We start from the raw sequence: 16048 nt of genomic DNA, 5'->3' as shown, positions 1-16048 counted from the left end.
CATGACCACCCTGACGCCCGGCGCCGCCCCGGTGGCCCCCGACCCCTCCGACCAGACCCGCGCGATGCTGGCGGGCTCCGACCGCCGTCGGCGGGTGACGGACCGCGTCGCCACGGGGCTCGTGGTGACCGCGTTCCTCATCGCGCTGGTCCCGCTGGTCTCCGTCTCGTGGACCGTCGTCTCCAACGGCTTCGAGCGGCTGTCGCCGTACTTCCTGTCCGTCTCCATGCGTGGGGTGTTCGGCGGCATGGACGCCGGCGGCATCTACCACGCCATCGTCGGCACGCTGCTCATCACCACGGTGGCCGCGCTCATCTCGGTGCCGATCGGGCTGCTGGCCGCGATCTACCTGGTGGAGTACGGCCGCGGCCGCCTGGCCCGGTGGGTCACGTTCTTCGTCGACGTGATGACCGGGATCCCGTCGATCGTCGCCGGTCTGTTCGCCTACGCCTTCTTCGCGGTCCTCTTCGGGCCCGGTGTCCGGTTCGGCGTGGTCGGCTCCGTCGCGCTGTCCGTGCTGATGATCCCGGTCGTGGTGCGCTCCTGCGAGGAGATGCTGCGCCTGGTGCCCAACGAGCTGCGCGAGGCGGCCTACGCGCTGGGCGTGCCCAAGTGGCTGGTCGTCATCAAGGTGGTGCTGCGCACCGCCGTCGCCGGGCTGGGCACCGGGATCATGCTCGCGGTGGCCCGGGTCATCGGCGAGACGGCTCCGCTGCTCATCACCGTCGGTGTGATCGACTCGATCAACTTCAACGTGTTCGAGGGACGCATGATGAGCCTGCCGGTGTACGTCTACCGCCAGTACTCCCAGGGCCTGGTGCCGTGCGCGCCCGGCGCGGCCGACTGCATCGCGACCATCAACTACGACCGTGCCTGGGCCGCGGCCCTGACGCTGATCATCATCGTCATGCTGCTGAACCTCGTCGGTCGTCTCATCACCCGCTTCTTCGCCCCCAAGACGCTGCGCTGACGCGCACCTGCTCCCTCGACAAGGACTCCCCGTGGCCAAGCGCATCGACGTCAAGGACCTGAACATCTACTACGGCGACTTCCTCGCCGTCGCCGAGGTCGGCATGGCGGTCGAACCGCGGTCCGTCACCGCCTTCATCGGCCCCTCCGGCTGCGGCAAGTCGACCTTCCTGCGCACGCTCAACCGCATGCACGAGGTCATCCCCGGCGCCCGCGTCGAGGGGACCGTCGCCATGGACGGCGTCGACCTCTACGGCGACGGCGTGGACCCCGTCGCCGTGCGCCGCAACGTCGGCATGGTGTTCCAGCGGCCCAACCCGTTCCCCACGATGTCCATCGCGGAGAACGTGCTGGCCGGCGTGCGGCTCAACAACCGCAAGATCAGCAAGGGCGACGCCAACGACCTCGTCGAGTCCGCGCTGCAGGGCGCGAACCTGTGGAAGGAGGTCAAGGACCGCCTGGCGCGCCCCGGCTCGTCGCTGTCCGGCGGTCAGCAGCAGCGGCTCTGCATCGCCCGGGCGATCGCGGTCAAGCCGCAGGTCCTGCTGATGGACGAGCCGTGCTCCGCGCTCGACCCGATCTCGACCCTCGCGATCGAGGACCTCATCGCCGAGCTGAAGAACGACTACACGATCGTCATCGTGACCCACAACATGCAGCAGGCCGCCCGGGTCAGCGACCGGACCGCCTTCTTCAACATCGCGGGCACCGGGATGCCGGGCCGGCTGATCGAGGTCGGCCCCACGGGGACGATGTTCTCGGCCCCCACCCAGCGCGCCACCGAGGACTACATCTCCGGCCGCTTCGGGTGACGGACGGGTGACGCGGCGTCCGGTGTGACCCGGACGCGACGACGGGGCGGACGGTCGGTGACCGTCCGCCCCGTCGTCGGTGCGGGCTGCGTGAGGGCCGTGCGGGGCGTCAGCCCGCGTCGGGGACCATCTCGGCGTACTCCGGCAGCGTGCCGTCGAACACGGGCACCGGGACGTCGACGCTGCCGCCGGCCGGCGTGGAGAGCGTCATGGTGAGGTTCGCACCGGGAGGCGCCCCGACGCTCTCGAGCTCGACCTCCTCGCCCTCGTCGCCGCCCAGCAGCACGGTCTGGCCGGCGCCGACGTCGACGGTCACCGGGTCGGTCCCCTCTGCGGAGAGCTCGACCTGGACGTCCTCGCGGCTCTGGTTGGTCAGCGCACCGCTCATGGTGCCGACCTCGCCCTCGCCGCTGGTGAACACGAGCAGGTTCCGGCCGGCGACGTCGCCACCGAGGTCCACCGGCACGCCGTCGACGACGTTGTAGGCCTCCGACGTCGTGATCGGGTTCGTGGCCGAGCAGCCGGCCAGCACGAGGACGGCGCCGGCGGACAGGACGACGGCGGTCCGCGACCAGGGGCGACGGGACGGGCGGGCGCTGGCCACGGTGACTCCTCTTGGGGCGGGTCGTTCGACGGGTGGGAGCGACTGCCCCCCGTGGCGCACGGGCGGCTCGCTCCCGGTGGCCAGCGTAGTGGGTCACCGGCGACCGGCGAGCGGGCAGCGCCGTGACCTGCGCCGACGCCTTCCGGGTGCCCGAAAAGGGCGGAAATACTGCGTGGTAAGATGGAGCCCCTTGAAAGGGGACATCTACAGATGACTTTCACTGTCGGGGAGACTGTTGTCTATCCCCATCACGGCGCAGCGCTGATCACCGAGGTCAAGAGCCGCACGATCCGCGGCGAAGAGAAGATCTACCTGAAGCTCAAGGTCGCCCAGGGTGACCTGACCATCGAGGTCCCCGCGGAGAACGTCGACCTCGTCGGCGTCCGCGACGTGGTCGGCCAGGAGGGGCTCGAGAAGGTCTTCGACGTCCTGCGTGCCCCGTACACCGAGGAGCCGACCAACTGGTCGCGTCGGTACAAGGCCAACCTGGAGAAGCTCGCCTCGGGCGACGTCATCAAGGTGGCCGAGGTCGTGCGCGACCTCTCACGGCGTGACGCCGACCGTGGGCTCTCTGCCGGCGAGAAGCGGATGCTCGCCAAGGCCCGTCAGATCCTCGTCTCGGAGCTCGCCCTGGCCGAGCACACCGAGGAGTCCAAGGCCGAGGCCATCCTCGACGAGGTCCTCGCGTCCTGACCGGGTGACCGGCCCCCGTGCGGGGGCCGGCCCGGTCGGGCTCGCGGTCACGCGCAGCGTCGTGCGTACCGCCGCCGTCCTCACCGCCGCCGGGAGCGGGTCCCGGCTCGGGCTGACCGTCCCCAAGGCGCTCGCGCTCCTGGACGGCACCCCGCTCGTGGGTCACGCCGCCCGGCGTCTCGTCGCGTCCGGCGTCGTGGACCTCCTCGTCGTGACCGTCCCGGACGGTCACCTCGCCGCGGTGCGGGACGCGGTCGACGACGCGCTCCGCGACGTGCCCGGGGCGCACGCCGTCCCCGTCCTGTGCACGGTCGGCGGCCCCAGCCGGCAGGCGTCGGTGGCTGCCGCCCTCGCGCACCTCGAGCCCGACGTCGACGTCGTGCTCGTGCACGACGCCGCCCGCGCGCTCGCCCCGCCGGAGCTCGTGGCCGCGGTCGTCGCCGCGGTCCGGTCCGGCAGCGGTGCCGTCGTCCCGGCTCTGCCGGTGACCGACACGATCGCCGAGGTGGAGCCCGGTGCGGGCACCGGGCGCCCCGCGAGGGTGGTCGCCACCCCGGACCGCTCGCGGCTGCGGGCCGTGCAGACCCCGCAGGGCTTCGACCGTGCCCTGCTCGACCGCGCGCACGCCGCCGCGTCCGGCCGGGCCGCCGACGAGGCGCTCTCCGCGACCGACGACTCCTCCCTGGTGGCCCTGCTCGGCGAGCCGGTCGTCGCCGTCCCCGGGGACGACGCGGCGATGAAGGTCACCACCCAGCGCGACCTGGCCGTCGCGTCGCTGCTGCTGCGAACTGTCGCGGTCCCCGGGGGCACCCGGTGACCGGGCTGCCGCTGGTCGGGATCGGCACGGACGTGCACGCCTTCGCCGACCCGTCCTCGGGCCGGGTGATGTGGCTCGGGGGACTCGAGTGGCCGGGGGAGCCGGGCCTGGAGGGGCACTCGGACGCCGACGTCGCCGCGCACGCGGCGGCCGACGCCCTGTTCTCCGCCGCCGGGCTGGGCGACCTCGGGTCGCAGTTCGGCACGTCGGACCCGGCGTGGGCGGGGGCGTCCGGGGTCGCGCTGCTCGGCGAGGCGGCGCGCCGGGTGCGCGAGGCCGGCTTCACGGTCGGCAACGTCGCGGTCCAGGTGATCGGCAACCGGCCACGGCTGGGCTCCCGTCGGGCCGAGGCGCAGGCCGCCCTGACGGCCGCCTGCGGCGCACCGGTCTCCCTGTCGGCCACGACGACCGACGGGCTCGGGCTCACCGGGCGCGGCGAGGGGGTCGCGGCGATCGCGACGGCGCTGGTCGTCGCGACCGGCTGAGGCGCCGGCGCCCGTGACCACCCGACCACGGGTCCGGGGGCGGGCGGTGGTCAGGGCAGCAGGACGATCTTGCCGGTGGCGCCGCCGGCCATGCCGAGCCGGTGCGCCTCGGCGACATCGGCGAGCGGGAAGGTCGCCGCCACCCGGACCCGGAGGCGCCCGGTGCCGGCGAGCTCGGCGAGCCGGGGACGCGCGGCGGCCCGCACCGCCGTGCCTGGGTCCGCCCCCGGACCGTTGCCGAGCACCTGGATCCCGAGCTCCCCGCCCCGCGCGAAGGCGGCGATCGTCGCGACCCGCGCGCGGTCGGCGACCAGCTCGACGGACACGTCCAGCGCCTCGTCCGTCCCCGCCGTGTCGACCGCCGCCTGCACGCCGTCGGGGGCGAGCGCCCGGACGCGGTCGGCGAGCCCGGGGCCGTACTCGACCGGGACGGCACCGAGCTCGGCCACGGCGTCCAGGCGCGACCGGCGCGCGGTGCCGATCACCCGGGCGCCGCGCTCCAGCACCAGCTGGACCACCATCGCCCCCACCCCGCCGGACGCCCCGTGCACCAGCACCGTGTCCCCGGCGGCCACGCCGGTCGCCTCCACCGTGTGGGCCGCGGTCGCGCCGGTCAGCAGCAGGCCACCGGCGGCGGCCCAGTCCAGCGACGGCGGCTTGGCCACCACGTCGGCCGCCCGGACCAGCACCCGGTCGGCGTAGGCACCGTCCGCGGGCGTGAGCACCTCGTCGCCGACCCGGACGCCGTGGTCACCGGGGCCCGCGTCCACCACCACCCCCGTGGCCTCGAAGCCCAGCCGCAGCGGGAGCCGGGCCGGGTCGGTGCCCCAGACGCCGGAGTACGTCTTCCAGTCCGCCGGGTTCACCCCGGCCGCGCGGACCTCGAGCAGCACCTGGCCGGGACCGGGCCGCCCGGGGTCCACGTCCACGATCGTCAGGACCTCCGGCCCGCCGTACGAGGGGGCCACCACCGCGCGCGTCATCGTCCGATCATGGCCGCACCCGCCGGACGGCGGAGGCGAACGGCGCCGTCGGCGGACGCAGCCGCAGGCCGGCGCCGGAGCGCCCGGTGATCGTCGGCGGACTCCCCGCCGGTAACCTTGCCCGGTGAGCCTGCGCCTGTTCGACTCCGCCACCCACGAGGTGCGCGACTTCACCCCCCTGGTCCCCGGTGAGGTCGGCATCTACCTGTGCGGTGCGACGGTCCAGGCGCCCCCGCACATCGGGCACCTGCGGTCGGCCGTCGCGTTCGACGTCCTGGTGCGCTGGCTGCGGCGCACCGGGTACCGGGTGACCCTGGTCCGCAACGTCACCGACATCGACGACAAGATCCTCGCCCGCGCGGCCGAGGCCGGTGAGCCGTGGTGGGCGTGGGCGATGGCCAACGAGCGCGCCTTCGCCGCCGCCTACGACGCGGTCGGCGTGCTGCCGCCCAGCTACGAGCCGCGCGCGACCGGGCACGTCCCGCAGATGGTCGCGCTCATGGAGACCCTCGTCGAGCGCGGCCACGCGTACGTCGCGGGGGAGGGGGACGTGTACTTCGACGTCCGCTCCTTCCCGGAGTACGGCGCCCTGACGAACCAGCGCCTGGAGGACATGGTCCCCTCGCCGGACGGCGACCCGGGCTCGGACGACCGCAAGCGGGACCCCCGGGACTTCGCCCTCTGGAAGGCCGTCAAGCCCACCGAGCCGCAGACGGCGTCGTGGCCGACGCCGTTCGGCCGTGGCCGTCCGGGCTGGCACCTGGAGTGCTCGGCGATGGCGCAGCGGTACCTGGGCGCCGAGTTCGACATCCACGGCGGCGGCCTGGACCTGCGCTTCCCGCACCACGAGAACGAGCAGGCGCAGTCCCGCGCGGCGGGGCACGGGTTCGCCCGGTTCTGGCTGCACAACGGCTGGGTCACCCAGTCGGGGGCCAAGATGAGCAAGTCCCTCGGCAACGGGCTGCTCGTCACCGAGGTGCTGCGGCGCACGCCGTCCGCGGTGCTGCGGTACGCGATGACCGCGGTCCAGTACCGGTCCATGCTCGAGTGGACCGACGAGACGCTCGGCGAGGCCGAGGCCGCCTGGGACCGGCTCGCCGGGTTCGTCCAGCGTGCCGTCGAGCAGGTCGGCGCGGTCGACGACCGCGAGGTCGCCGACGCCGCCCTGCCGCTGGACTTCGTCGCCGCGATGGACGACGACCTCAACGTCCCTGCGGCGCTCGCCGTCGTGCACGAGCGCCTGCGGGCGGGCAACTCCGCGCTCGCGGCCCGGGACCTGCCCGACGCGCGCGGGGCGCTCGTCGCCCTGCGGGCGATGCTCGACGTGCTCGGCCTGGACCCGGGCAGCCCGCAGTGGGCCACCACGGGCGGGGACACCCGGTACGCCCTGGCGCTGGACGCCGTCGTGCGGGCCCAGCTCGACGCGCGCGCGCAGGCTCGCGCCGTACGCGACTTCACCACCGCCGACGCGATCCGGGACCGCCTGACGGCGGCCGGGATCGTGGTCGAGGACGCACCGGCCGGGGCGCGATGGTCGCTGGCCGCCACCCGGGAGGATCACCACTGATGGCAGGGAACTCGTCGCGCCGCGGCGCCACGCGCAAGGCCGGCTCGAAGAAGGGCGCCCAGATGGGCTCCGGCGGGCAGCGCCGGCAGGCGCTCGAGGGGCGTGGGCCCACGCCCAAGGCCACCGAGCGGCCCTACCACCCGGCCGCCAAGCGATCGGCGGCCGCCGAGCGGCGCACACCGGTCGCGGGCGCCCGCCGTCCGTCCGGCCCTCCCGCGGCGCGCACGTCCCGGTCGGCGGGCGGGTCGCGCGGCACCAAGGGCGTCAGCGCGACGCACGAGATCGTCTCGGGGCGCAACTCCGTCGTCGAGGCGCTGCGCGCGGACATCCCGGTCAGCACCGTGTACTACGCGACCCGCATCGAGGTCGACGACCGCACCCGGGAGATCCTCGCCGCGGTGACCAACCGCGGCCTGCCGCTGCTCGAGGTCACCAAGACCGAGCTGGACCGGCTCACCGACGGCTCGGTGCACCAGGGCGTCGCGATCCAGGTCCCGCCGTACGCGTACGCCGAGCCGGACGACCTGCTCGACGCCGCCGCGGAGGCCGGGACGGCGCCGCTGCTCGTGGCGCTGGACGGCGTCACCGACCCGCGCAACCTCGGCGCCGTGCTGCGGTCGGCGGGCGCCTTCGGGGCGCACGGCGTCGTCGTGCCCGAGCGCCGGGCCGCGGGCGTCACGGCGTCGGCGTGGAAGGTGTCGGCCGGTGCGGCCGCGCGCGTGCCGGTCGCCCGGGCGACCAACCTCACCCGGACGCTGGAGGCCTACCGGCAGGCCGGGTGCTTCGTCGTGGGGCTCGACGGCGGCGGCGACACCGACATCAGCGCCCTGCCGTTCGCCGGCGACGGGCTGGTGCTCGTGGTCGGCTCGGAGGGCAAGGGACTGTCCCGGCTCGTGCGCGAGCACTGCGACGCGATCGCGTCCATCCCGATCACCAGCGCGGTGGAGTCGCTCAACGCCGGTGTCGCCGCCGGCATCGCGCTCTACGAGGTGTCCCGCCAGCGCCGGACCGACTGACGCCTCAGGCGTCCTCGTCCTCGTCGGCCAGCCCGCTGGCGCCGAGCACCGCGAGCTCGTCGGGACGGTGGCGCAGCACGTTGTCGACGTAGCTGCGGGCCGCCTCGGGGACCGGCACGTCGCGGCCCTGCTCGCGGGAGATGTACCAGCGGTGGTCGAGCAGCTCGTGGAAGATCTGCGCCGGCTCGAGCTTGCGACGCAGCTCGCGCGGGACGGACCGGACCGCCGGCTCGAACACGTGGGTCAGCCAGTCGTGCGCGACGAACTCCTCCTCGTCGTTCTGCCGGTCCATGGCGGCGGCGTAGGTGTCCAGGTCGTTCAGCAGGCGCCGGGCCTGGTTCTCCTGCACGTCGAGCCCGGTCAGGCGCATGAGGCGACGGGAGTGGTGCCCGGCGTCGACGACCTTCGGCTGGATGTGCAGGGTGGTGCCGTCGATGTCCGTGGTGATGTCCAGCTCGCCGACGTCGAACCCGGCCTCGTTGAGCCGGTCGATGCGCTCGGCGACGCGCCAGCGCTCGCCGGCGTTGAAGGTCTCCTCGACCGTCAGCGTCGTCCACAGCCGCTGGTAGCGGTCCACCAGGCGCGCGCCGATGTCGACGGTGTCCACGTCCTCCTCGAGCAGCCCGCCGGCCTGCAGGTCCATCAGCTCGCCGATGATGTTGACCCGGGCGACCTCGAGGTCGTAGGAGCGCTGCCCGTCGCTGAGCCGGTCGTGCAGGTCACCGGTCTCGGCGTCGACCAGGTAGGCCGCGAAGGACCCGGCGTCGCGGCGGAAGAGGGTGTTGGACAGCGACACGTCGCCCCAGTAGAAGCCGACCAGGTGCAGGCGCACCAGGAGGACGGCGAGGGCGTCGATGAGCCGGGTGGCGGTCTCGGGCTGCAGCGACTGGCTGAACAGCGCGCGGTAGGGCAGCGAGAACTGCAGGTGCTGCGTGACCAGCACGGCCTCGAGCGGCTCACCGTCGGGTGCCCGTCGACCGGTGATGACGCCGACCGGCTCCACGCTCGGCACGTCGATCCGGCTCAGCTGCCGCAGCAGCTCGTACTCGCGGTAGGCGACCGTCTCGCCGATCTCCTTGACGGCGATCACGCGGCCGGACATCTTGACGAACCGCACGATGTGGCGCGAGATCCCACGGGGCAGGGCCGCCAGGACCTCGTCCGGCCACATCTCCAGCGGGACGTCCCAGGGCAGGTCCAGCAGGGCCGGGTCAGGTGCGGCGGCGGTGATCTGCAGGTTCTGTCGCATGGGTCCTCCGGTGGAACGGACGAGGGGCGGGCCGGCCGCGTGGCCGGTCCGCCCCTCGCGGGTCGTGCGTGGGTCAGGCGGCGATGCGCTCGCCCGAGCCGGCGTGGAACAGGTGCTGCTCGTTCGGCCGGATCCGGACCCAGATCGTCTCACCCTTGTGGGGGACCTGACGCGGGTCGACGCGGACGACGATCTGGCCGTCGCCGGCGCCGGAGTGGATGGTGTCCACGGCCTTGCCCAGCTCGTCGCTGAGCGACCCGTACACGAAGGCGTCCGAGCCGAGCTCCTCGACGAGGTTGACGATGACCGGGATGCCGTCGGCGGAGCCGGCGGGCACCACGTCCAGCGACTCGGGGCGGAAGCCGATCGTGATGCTGCCCTGGTCGCCGCTGGAGATGGCGTCGGCGGCGGCGCGCGGGACGGCGATCTTCGCCGCGCCGAGGGCCGCGTAGCCCTGGGCGAGGTTGAACGTGCCGATGTTCATGGCCGGCGAGCCGATGAAGCCGGCGACGAACACGTTCGACGGGGTGTCGTACATCTCGCGGGGGGTGCCGACCTGCTGCAGGAGGCCGTCCTTGAGGACCGCGATGCGGTCGCCCATGGTCAGCGCCTCGGTCTGGTCGTGCGTGACGTACACCGTGGTGACGCCCAGGCGACGCTGCAGCGACGCGATCTGCGTGCGGGTCTGCACTCGGAGCTTGGCGTCGAGGTTCGACAGCGGCTCGTCCATGAGGAACACCTGCGGCTGACGGACGATGGCCCGGCCCATCGCGACACGCTGACGCTGGCCACCGGAGAGGGCCTTCGGCTTGCGGTCGAGGTACTGGGACAGGTCGAGGATCTTGGCGGCCTCCTCGACCCGGGTGCGGATCTCCGCCTTCGGGGTGCCGGCGATCTTCAGGGCGAAGCCCATGTTGTCGGCGACCGTCATGTGCGGGTACAGCGCGTAGTTCTGGAACACCATCGCGATGTCCCGGTCCTTGGGCTGCACGTCGGTGACGTCGCGGTCACCGATGAGGATCCGGCCGGCGTTGACGTCCTCCAGGCCGGCGAGCATGCGCAGCGACGTGGACTTCCCGCAGCCGGAGGGGCCGACGAGGACGAGGAACTCGCCGTCCTCGACGTGGAGGTTGAGCGCGTCCACCGCGGGACGCTCCGTGCCGGGGTAGATCCGGCTCGCGTGGTCGTACGTGACCGTGGCCATGATGTCGTTCCTCTCACCGGCAGGTACGTGCCGGACGATCCGTAGTGAGGGGTGCCAGAGTGTCTTCGCTGACACGGACCGACGTCGCGGCGGGCGACTTCACCCTCCGCAGGTCCGTCGGTCATCCTGCCACACGCCGTCCGGCAGGGCTGTGACGCACGTCTCAGCCGCGCCGGTCCGCTCGGGCGGCCAGGTTGCGGCGGCCCCGGTCATGCGAGGGCTGCGGCGAAGCCGGCCAGTGCCTCGGCGAGCGCCTCCGGGTCGGGCACGCGGTACCGCGCGACCGTCCCCCCCGGGCCGACCTTGACCGTCACGTCGGTCGCCTCCAGGTCGGCGAACGCGTGCTCGTCGGTGGTGTCGTCGCCGGCGTAGACGACGGCGGCCGCGCCGAGGTCCGCCCGGAGCTGCTGCAGCGCGGTGCCCTTAGTCACCGTGAGCACCGACACCTCCACGACGTCCTTGCCGTGGATCGCGTGCACGCCGAGCTCCTCGGCGACCGCCAGGCCCTCGCGGGTCGCGGCCTCCGCGTCGTCCGGCTCGGCCAGGCGCGTGTGCAGGACGGCGGCGGCCGGCTTGTGCTGCACCCACACGCCGTTGCGGCCGCGGGCGGCGCGCTGCAGCCCGGCGCCGACCCGGACGAGCAGCGCGTCCTGCTCGGGGTCGAGCTGGATGGGCTCGTGGATGAGCCCGTGCTCGCCCACCCGGCCCCGCTCGCCGCCGTGGCTGCCGATCAGGACGGTGCCGACCGGCACCTCCGCGCGCCGGTGCAGGTCGGTAAGGGACCGTCCGGACACCAGCGCCAGCGTGACGCCGGGGACCTGTGCGAGGGCCCGCAGCGCGTCGACGGCAGCCGGCAGCGCCCGCGAGGCGTCCGGGTCGTCGACGAGCGGCGCGAGGGTGCCGTCGAAGTCCAGCGCCACCAGCAGCGGGCGCCGGGCGGCGTCCCGGGCCAGGCGGGTCAGCACGGCGGGCGCCGCGGCGTCGTCGTCCAGCCGCGTGCCCCCGGCCGTCACGAGAGCACCTCGGCCGGGACCGGGGCCGGCCCGTCCGTGCCGCCGGCCGGTGCGGGCACCGACGTCAGGACGGACAGGAACGACTGGGACCACTTGGCCACGTCGTCCTCCAGGACCCGGCGGCGCAGCCGGCGCATGCGCTTGCGCTGCTCGCGGGTGTCCATCTCGACCGCCGCGACGATCCGGTCCTTCATGCCGTCGATGTCGTGCGGGTTCACCATGACGGCGCCGGCGAGCTCGTCGGCCGCGCCGGTGAACTCCGAGAGCACCAGCACCCCGCGGTCGTCCGACCGCGCCGCCACGTACTCCTTCGCGACGAGGTTCATCCCGTCGCGCAGGGCGGTCACGAGCATGACGTCGGCCGCCAGGTACAGGGCCGCCATCTCGTCCGGCGGGTAGGAGTGGTGCATGTAGTGCACGGCGGGGTGCCCCAGGTGCCCGTAGTCCCCGTTGATCCGCCCGACCAGCAGCTCCACCTCCTCGCGCAGCTGCTGGTACGCCTCGACGTTCTCCCGGCTCGGGCTGGCGACCTGCACCAGCGTGGCCTCCGGGACCGTCAGGCGGCCGTCCTCGAGCAGCTCGCCGAAGGCCTTGACCCGGTGCCGGATGCCCTTGGTGTAGTCCAGCCGGTCGACGCCGAGCAGCAGGGTCTGGGGGTTGCCGAGCTCCTGCCGGATCTCCCGGGCGCGCTGCTGCACGTCCGGCCGGCGCGCGAGCTCGTCGAAGTGCTTGGAGTCGATGGAGATGGGGAACGCCGCGGCGCGCACCTGGCGCGGCGGGCGTGCGGCGTGGCCGGGGATCATGACGATCTGGCCGCGGGTGGTCAGGTCGGTCAGGCGCCGCACGGCCCGGACGAAGTTGGACGCGTCCGACGTGCGCTGGAAGCCCACGACGTCGGCGCCGAGGATGCCGTCGACGATCTGCCGCCGCCACGGCAGCTGGGCGAAGATCTCGATGCCCGGGAACGGGATGTGGTTGAAGAAGCCGATCCGCACGTCCGGGCGCAGCTCGCGCACCATCGCGGGCACCAGCTGCAGCTGGTAGTCGTGCACCCAGACGGTGCCGCCAGGTGCGACCTGCGCCGCGGCGGCCTCGGCGAAGCGCTGGTTCACGGCCCGGTAGGCCTCCCACCACTGCCGGTGGTACGCCGGCGCGGTGATGACGTCGTGGTACAGCGGCCACAGGGTGTCGTTGGCGAAGCCCTCGTAGTAGAGCGCGATCTCCTCCGCCGACAGGGTGACCGGCACGCACCGGATCCCGTCGGCGTCGAAGGGGTCGTGGGCCAGGTCCGGCGCCCCTGACCAGCCGATCCAGGCGCCGTCGGCCGCCTTCATCATCGGCTCGAGCGCGGTCACCAGGCCGCCCGGGGACCGGCTCCAGTCCACGCTCCCGTCCGCGGCCACGGTGAAGTCGACCGGAAGCCTGTTGGCCACGGCCACCAGGTCGTACTCGCCTGCGCTCACAGATCTCCCCTTGGCATCGGCTCCGAGGCTAACCCGGTCCCGGGCGCGTCTGCGCGGCGAGTCCGCAGGTCGCAGGGCCCCGGCTAGGTTGCACGCATGGACTCCGTCGGCCTCGAACCAGGGTCGGAGGTGGGCGGCTACCGCATCGTCGCGCCGCTCGGCTCGGGCGGCATGGGGACGGTCTACCGCGCCGAGGACGGTGGCGGCAGCCCCGTCGCCCTCAAGCTGCTGCACCCGCACGTCGGTGCGGACCCCGCGTCGCGCGAGCGCCTGCGGCGGGAGGTGGCGGCCCTGCAGCGGCTGCGGCACCCGGGCGTGGCGGCGGTGCTCGACGCCGAGGCGGACTCCACCGAGGCGTTCCTCGTCACCGAGCTGGTCGTGGGCAGGTCGCTCGAGCAGCACGTGCGCGAGCACGGCGCGCTGGCCCCCGCCGAGCTCGTCGACCTGGCCGACGGCCTGCGGGACGCGCTGGAGGCGGTGCACGCGGCCGGCGTCGTGCACCGCGACCTCAAGCCCGGCAACGTCATGCTGACCGACGACGGGCCCGTTCTCATCGACTTCGGCATCGCGCAGGCGGCCGAGGACGTCCGGGTGACGTCCACCGGCTTCGTCGTCGGCACCCCGGGCTACCTCGCACCGGAGCTGCTGGCCGACGGCGACCCGAGCGCCGAGACCGACTGGTGGGGGTGGGCGGCGGTGCTCGCGTTCGCGGCGACCGGCCGGCCGCCGTTCGGCACCCGGCCCCTGGACGCGGTGATCGCGCGCACCCGTGCCGGTGACGCGGACCTCATCGGGCTCGGCCCCGTCACCGCCGGCGCGCTCGAGGGAGCGCTGGACCCCGAGCCGGCCCGGCGCACCCCGCCGGACGAGGTCGTCGCCGCGCTCGACCACGCGCTCGACGCGGACGAGCGGCCCGCCGCGCCCACGGAGGTCCTCACCGTGGCGATCCCGCCCCGGCGCAGCACCCGGACCGAGCCGACGGCCGTGGCGTGGGGCCCGGACGCCGCGACGCGCGCCCTGCCCGACGACGCCGGCACGCGGGCCCTCCCGCAGGACGCCCCGACCCGCGCGCTGCCCGACGACGCCGCGACACGGGCGCTGCCGCAGGGCGCGGCCGCGCCGACGCACGACGGCAACACGCAGGCGATGCCCGCGGTGCCGGCCGACCCGGGCCCGGGCGGGTCGTGGGGGCCGGAGGCGGGGTACGGCGGCGGTGTCCCGTCGGAGGCGACCCCCGGGGGACCCCGTGGGTACGGGGACGGCGGCGACCCGGACGGCGGCTACGGGGCGGGCGGGTACGGCCCGAGCGGGTACGGCCCGCCGTCGTCCGCCGGCTGGGACGGTGGTCCCGGGCAGGGGCCCGACGCCGCCGACGCCGGCGCGATCCCCGAGGCGGCCGGTGCGACCGCGTACGTGCCGCCGCGCCCCCGTCGCCGGACCGGGACGGTGCTCGCCCTGGGGCTGCTCGCGGTGGCCGGCGCGACCCTGTACCCGGGCGTGACCGTCGTGGTGGTCGCCGCCGCGCTGCTGCTGCTGCGGACCGTCGGCACCGCGGCCGAGGCGGTCCAGCGTCGGCGCGAGCGGCGCGGCGGCGTCGGGCGGGGCGACGTCGCGCGTGCCCTCGTCGCCAGCCCCTGGCACCTGCTGCGCGCGTTCGCCGGCCTGCTGCCGTCCCTGCTCGTGGCGGCGAGCGTGGTCACGATCGTCGGGGGGCTGCTGTGGTGGGCGCTGCAGACCGGGCGGCTGACGATCCCGGCGTGGGGCATCGGGCCCGACGCCGACGGAACGGTCCGGGAGTCCCCCGCGGGCACGTGGACCGCGTCCGCCGTGCTCGCGGCGGCGGTCCTGGCCGGGCTGGTCGCGGCGTGGTGGGGCCCGCTCTCCCGCGGCACCCGCGCCGGCGCGCGCTGGACGCTGGGTGCCCTGGCCCCGGGGTGGTCCGGTGCGGCGGTGCTGTCGGCGCTCGCGCTCGCGGGAGCGGCGGTGCTGGCCGTGCTGGCGGCGACCGGCCAGCCCATCGTCTGGTGGCCGCTGCCCGGGCCGCCTTCGCTACGCTGACCCCGCACCGCCACGGCCGCGGCCGACCGGCGGTCAGCGCCTCCTTAGCTCAGTCGGCCAGAGCACCTGTCTTGTAAACAGGGGGTCGTCGGTTCGAATCCGACAGGGGGCTCGTCGGGTCAGCGCAGGAGGGACATGGCCGTCGCGAGGACCGCGGCCGCCGCGATCCAGCACACGACCAGGACCATCGTCCTGCGGTGGTCGGCCAGGACGGCGCGCACGCGCGCGAGCAGGGGCTTCACCGCCGGGGTCAGCGGACGGGCTCGGGCTGCGGGCGCTTGGGGACGCGCAGGTCCCCCGACGAGCGCCCGCGCAGCCGCCGGGTCGCCCACGGGTACGCGTGCACCCGCAGCCACGCGGCGTCGGCGCGCACCTGCTCGAGCCGCGGCGTGGGCGGCAGCGGGGCCAGCGGGTCGTCCCACCGGGCGTCGTCGGGCACCAGGCCCAGCGCGACGAGCGCCGCCTGGGCCACCCGGGCGTGCCCGTCGGTGGTCAGGTGGATCCGGTCCTCGGCCCACAGGCGCCAGTCGTGCACCGAGCGCATGCCCCACAGGTCCAGCACGTGCGCGTCGTGGCGTCGGGCGATCGACCAGACGTGGCTGTTGAGGATCGCGACCCGGCTCCGGGTGCGGCGGACGATCGGGCTGTCCCGGGCGTCGATGCCGGTGCCGAGCAGCACGTCGGCGCCGGTGCGCCGCAGCCGCACCACGGCGTCCTCGAGGTCGGCGGCCATGCGGTCGGGGTCGGCGGCGGGCCGCAGCATGTCGTTGCCGCCACCGATCAGCGAGACCAGGTCCGGGCCCAGCTCGAGGGACGCCGGGACCTGCTCGGCCAGGATGGGCCGCAGCAGCCGACCGCGGATCGCGAGGTTGGCGTACTCCAGCGAGGAGGCGCCCGCGGCGACCCGCCGGGACGACAGGTGCGCGGCGAGCATGTCGGCCCAGCCGCGCACCGCGTGCGGGTCCGCCGGGTCCGGGTCCCACAGCCCCTCGGTGAAGGAGTCGCCCAGGGCGACGTAGCGCGACCACCTCGGGGCCGCTGCGGCGGCGTCGTCCGAGCCGGTGGTGGGCGTGGTGCCGGGGACGGCGGAGGGGGTGCGGGCGTCCTTCACCGGT

Annotated in this window: 16 protein-coding genes and 1 tRNA gene; 9 read left to right on the top strand and 8 right to left on the bottom strand. The window is 74.7% G+C overall.

Translation table 11 applies throughout. The annotated features are described in order from the left end of the window. The first annotated feature begins 1 nt into the window (after nt 1). Both pstA and pstB read left to right on the top strand, forming a co-directional pair. Entirely contained in the window at nt 2–970 is a 969-nt protein-coding gene (pstA, locus tag CAE01nite_RS12925) for a phosphate ABC transporter permease PstA (protein ID WP_146905221.1), read from the top strand. A gap of 31 nt (nt 971–1001) precedes the next feature. Then, entirely contained in the window at nt 1002–1781 is a 780-nt protein-coding gene (gene pstB / locus CAE01nite_RS12920) for a phosphate ABC transporter ATP-binding protein PstB (RefSeq protein ID WP_146905218.1), read from the top strand. A 109-nt stretch (nt 1782–1890) separates the two neighbouring features. Here pstB and CAE01nite_RS12915 read toward each other — a convergent pair whose 3' ends face one another. Next, nucleotides 1891–2385 (bottom strand): hypothetical protein, encoded by a 495-nt coding sequence (locus CAE01nite_RS12915; RefSeq protein WP_146905215.1) that lies wholly within the window; start codon nt 2383–2385, stop codon nt 1891–1893. A 210-nt stretch (nt 2386–2595) separates the two neighbouring features. Between CAE01nite_RS12915 and CAE01nite_RS12910 the strand changes: the two genes are divergently transcribed. The 3 genes from CAE01nite_RS12910 to ispF are packed head-to-tail and all read left to right on the top strand — an operon-like array spanning nt 2596 to nt 4380. Next, on the top strand, nt 2596–3078 hold the full coding sequence (locus CAE01nite_RS12910; protein ID WP_146905212.1) for a CarD family transcriptional regulator: 483 nt from the start codon (nt 2596–2598) through the stop codon (nt 3076–3078). Nucleotides 3079–3082: 4 nt separating this feature from the next. Next, a complete protein-coding gene (gene ispD / locus CAE01nite_RS12905; protein WP_307725003.1) occupies nt 3083–3895 on the top strand; it encodes a 2-C-methyl-D-erythritol 4-phosphate cytidylyltransferase in 813 nt (270 codons plus the stop codon). After that, a complete protein-coding gene (ispF, locus tag CAE01nite_RS12900; RefSeq protein ID WP_146905209.1) occupies nt 3892–4380 on the top strand; it encodes a 2-C-methyl-D-erythritol 2,4-cyclodiphosphate synthase in 489 nt (162 codons plus the stop codon). Before ispD ends, ispF begins: the two co-directional genes overlap by 4 nt. 50 nt (nt 4381–4430) lie before the next feature. On the opposite strand, the gene CAE01nite_RS12895 is transcribed toward ispF, so the two are convergent. Then, nucleotides 4431–5363 (bottom strand): quinone oxidoreductase family protein, encoded by a 933-nt coding sequence (locus tag CAE01nite_RS12895; RefSeq protein WP_146905206.1) that lies wholly within the window; start codon nt 5361–5363, stop codon nt 4431–4433. Between the two features lie 124 nt (nt 5364–5487). Between CAE01nite_RS12895 and cysS the strand changes: the two genes are divergently transcribed. Together cysS and rlmB are read left to right on the top strand one after the other, a co-directional pair. After that, nucleotides 5488–6930, top strand: a complete 1443-nt coding sequence (gene cysS / locus CAE01nite_RS12890) for a cysteine--tRNA ligase (protein WP_146905203.1) — start codon at nt 5488–5490, stop codon at nt 6928–6930. Beyond that, nucleotides 6930–7946: a 23S rRNA (guanosine(2251)-2'-O)-methyltransferase RlmB gene (rlmB, locus tag CAE01nite_RS12885; protein ID WP_146905201.1), complete on the top strand. Its 1017-nt coding sequence runs from the start codon at nt 6930–6932 to the stop codon at nt 7944–7946. The genes cysS and rlmB overlap by 1 nt, the downstream gene beginning before the upstream one ends. A 4-nt stretch (nt 7947–7950) precedes the next feature. Here rlmB and CAE01nite_RS12880 read toward each other — a convergent pair whose 3' ends face one another. The 4 genes from CAE01nite_RS12880 to CAE01nite_RS12865 all read right to left on the bottom strand — a co-directional run bounded on the left by CAE01nite_RS12880 (nt 7951) and on the right by CAE01nite_RS12865 (nt 12875). Then, nucleotides 7951–9195 carry a DUF4032 domain-containing protein gene (locus CAE01nite_RS12880; RefSeq protein WP_146905198.1) on the bottom strand — a complete coding sequence of 415 codons (1245 nt, stop codon included), beginning with the start codon at nt 9193–9195 and terminating at the stop codon, nt 7951–7953. A 73-nt stretch (nt 9196–9268) separates the two neighbouring features. Continuing rightward, nucleotides 9269–10399 carry an ABC transporter ATP-binding protein gene (locus CAE01nite_RS12875; protein WP_146905195.1) on the bottom strand — a complete coding sequence of 377 codons (1131 nt, stop codon included), beginning with the start codon at nt 10397–10399 and terminating at the stop codon, nt 9269–9271. Nucleotides 10400–10608: 209 nt separating this feature from the next. Continuing rightward, nucleotides 10609–11412 (bottom strand): trehalose-phosphatase, encoded by an 804-nt coding sequence (gene otsB, locus CAE01nite_RS12870; RefSeq protein WP_246131195.1) that lies wholly within the window; start codon nt 11410–11412, stop codon nt 10609–10611. Continuing rightward, nucleotides 11409–12875, bottom strand: a complete 1467-nt coding sequence (locus CAE01nite_RS12865) for an alpha,alpha-trehalose-phosphate synthase (UDP-forming) (RefSeq protein ID WP_146905193.1) — start codon at nt 12873–12875, stop codon at nt 11409–11411. The genes otsB and CAE01nite_RS12865 overlap by 4 nt, the downstream gene beginning before the upstream one ends. Before the next feature lie 96 nt (nt 12876–12971). On the opposite strand from CAE01nite_RS12865, the gene CAE01nite_RS12860 reads away from it, so the two are divergent. Both CAE01nite_RS12860 and CAE01nite_RS12855 read left to right on the top strand, forming a co-directional pair. Beyond that, nucleotides 12972–14933: a serine/threonine-protein kinase gene (locus CAE01nite_RS12860; RefSeq protein ID WP_146905191.1), complete on the top strand. Its 1962-nt coding sequence runs from the start codon at nt 12972–12974 to the stop codon at nt 14931–14933. A 38-nt stretch (nt 14934–14971) separates the two neighbouring features. After that, nucleotides 14972–15045, top strand: a tRNA-Thr gene (locus tag CAE01nite_RS12855). Between the two features lie 7 nt (nt 15046–15052). Here the strand turns inward: CAE01nite_RS12855 and CAE01nite_RS18810 are convergent. Continuing rightward, complete coding sequence (locus CAE01nite_RS18810) at nt 15053–15175, bottom strand: hypothetical protein (RefSeq protein ID WP_281285604.1); 123 nt, start codon at nt 15173–15175, stop codon at nt 15053–15055. Nucleotides 15176–15183: 8 nt separating this feature from the next. Continuing rightward, nucleotides 15184–15942 (bottom strand): SGNH/GDSL hydrolase family protein, encoded by a 759-nt coding sequence (locus CAE01nite_RS12850; RefSeq protein WP_246131212.1) that lies wholly within the window; start codon nt 15940–15942, stop codon nt 15184–15186. Nucleotides 15943–16048 lie beyond the last annotated feature (106 nt).

The sequence above is a fragment of the Cellulomonas aerilata genome, from assembly GCF_007991755.1.
Taxonomy (GTDB): Bacteria; Actinomycetota; Actinomycetes; order Actinomycetales; family Cellulomonadaceae; genus Pengzhenrongella; species Pengzhenrongella aerilata.
This window is presented reverse-complemented; position numbering and strand designations above follow the sequence as displayed.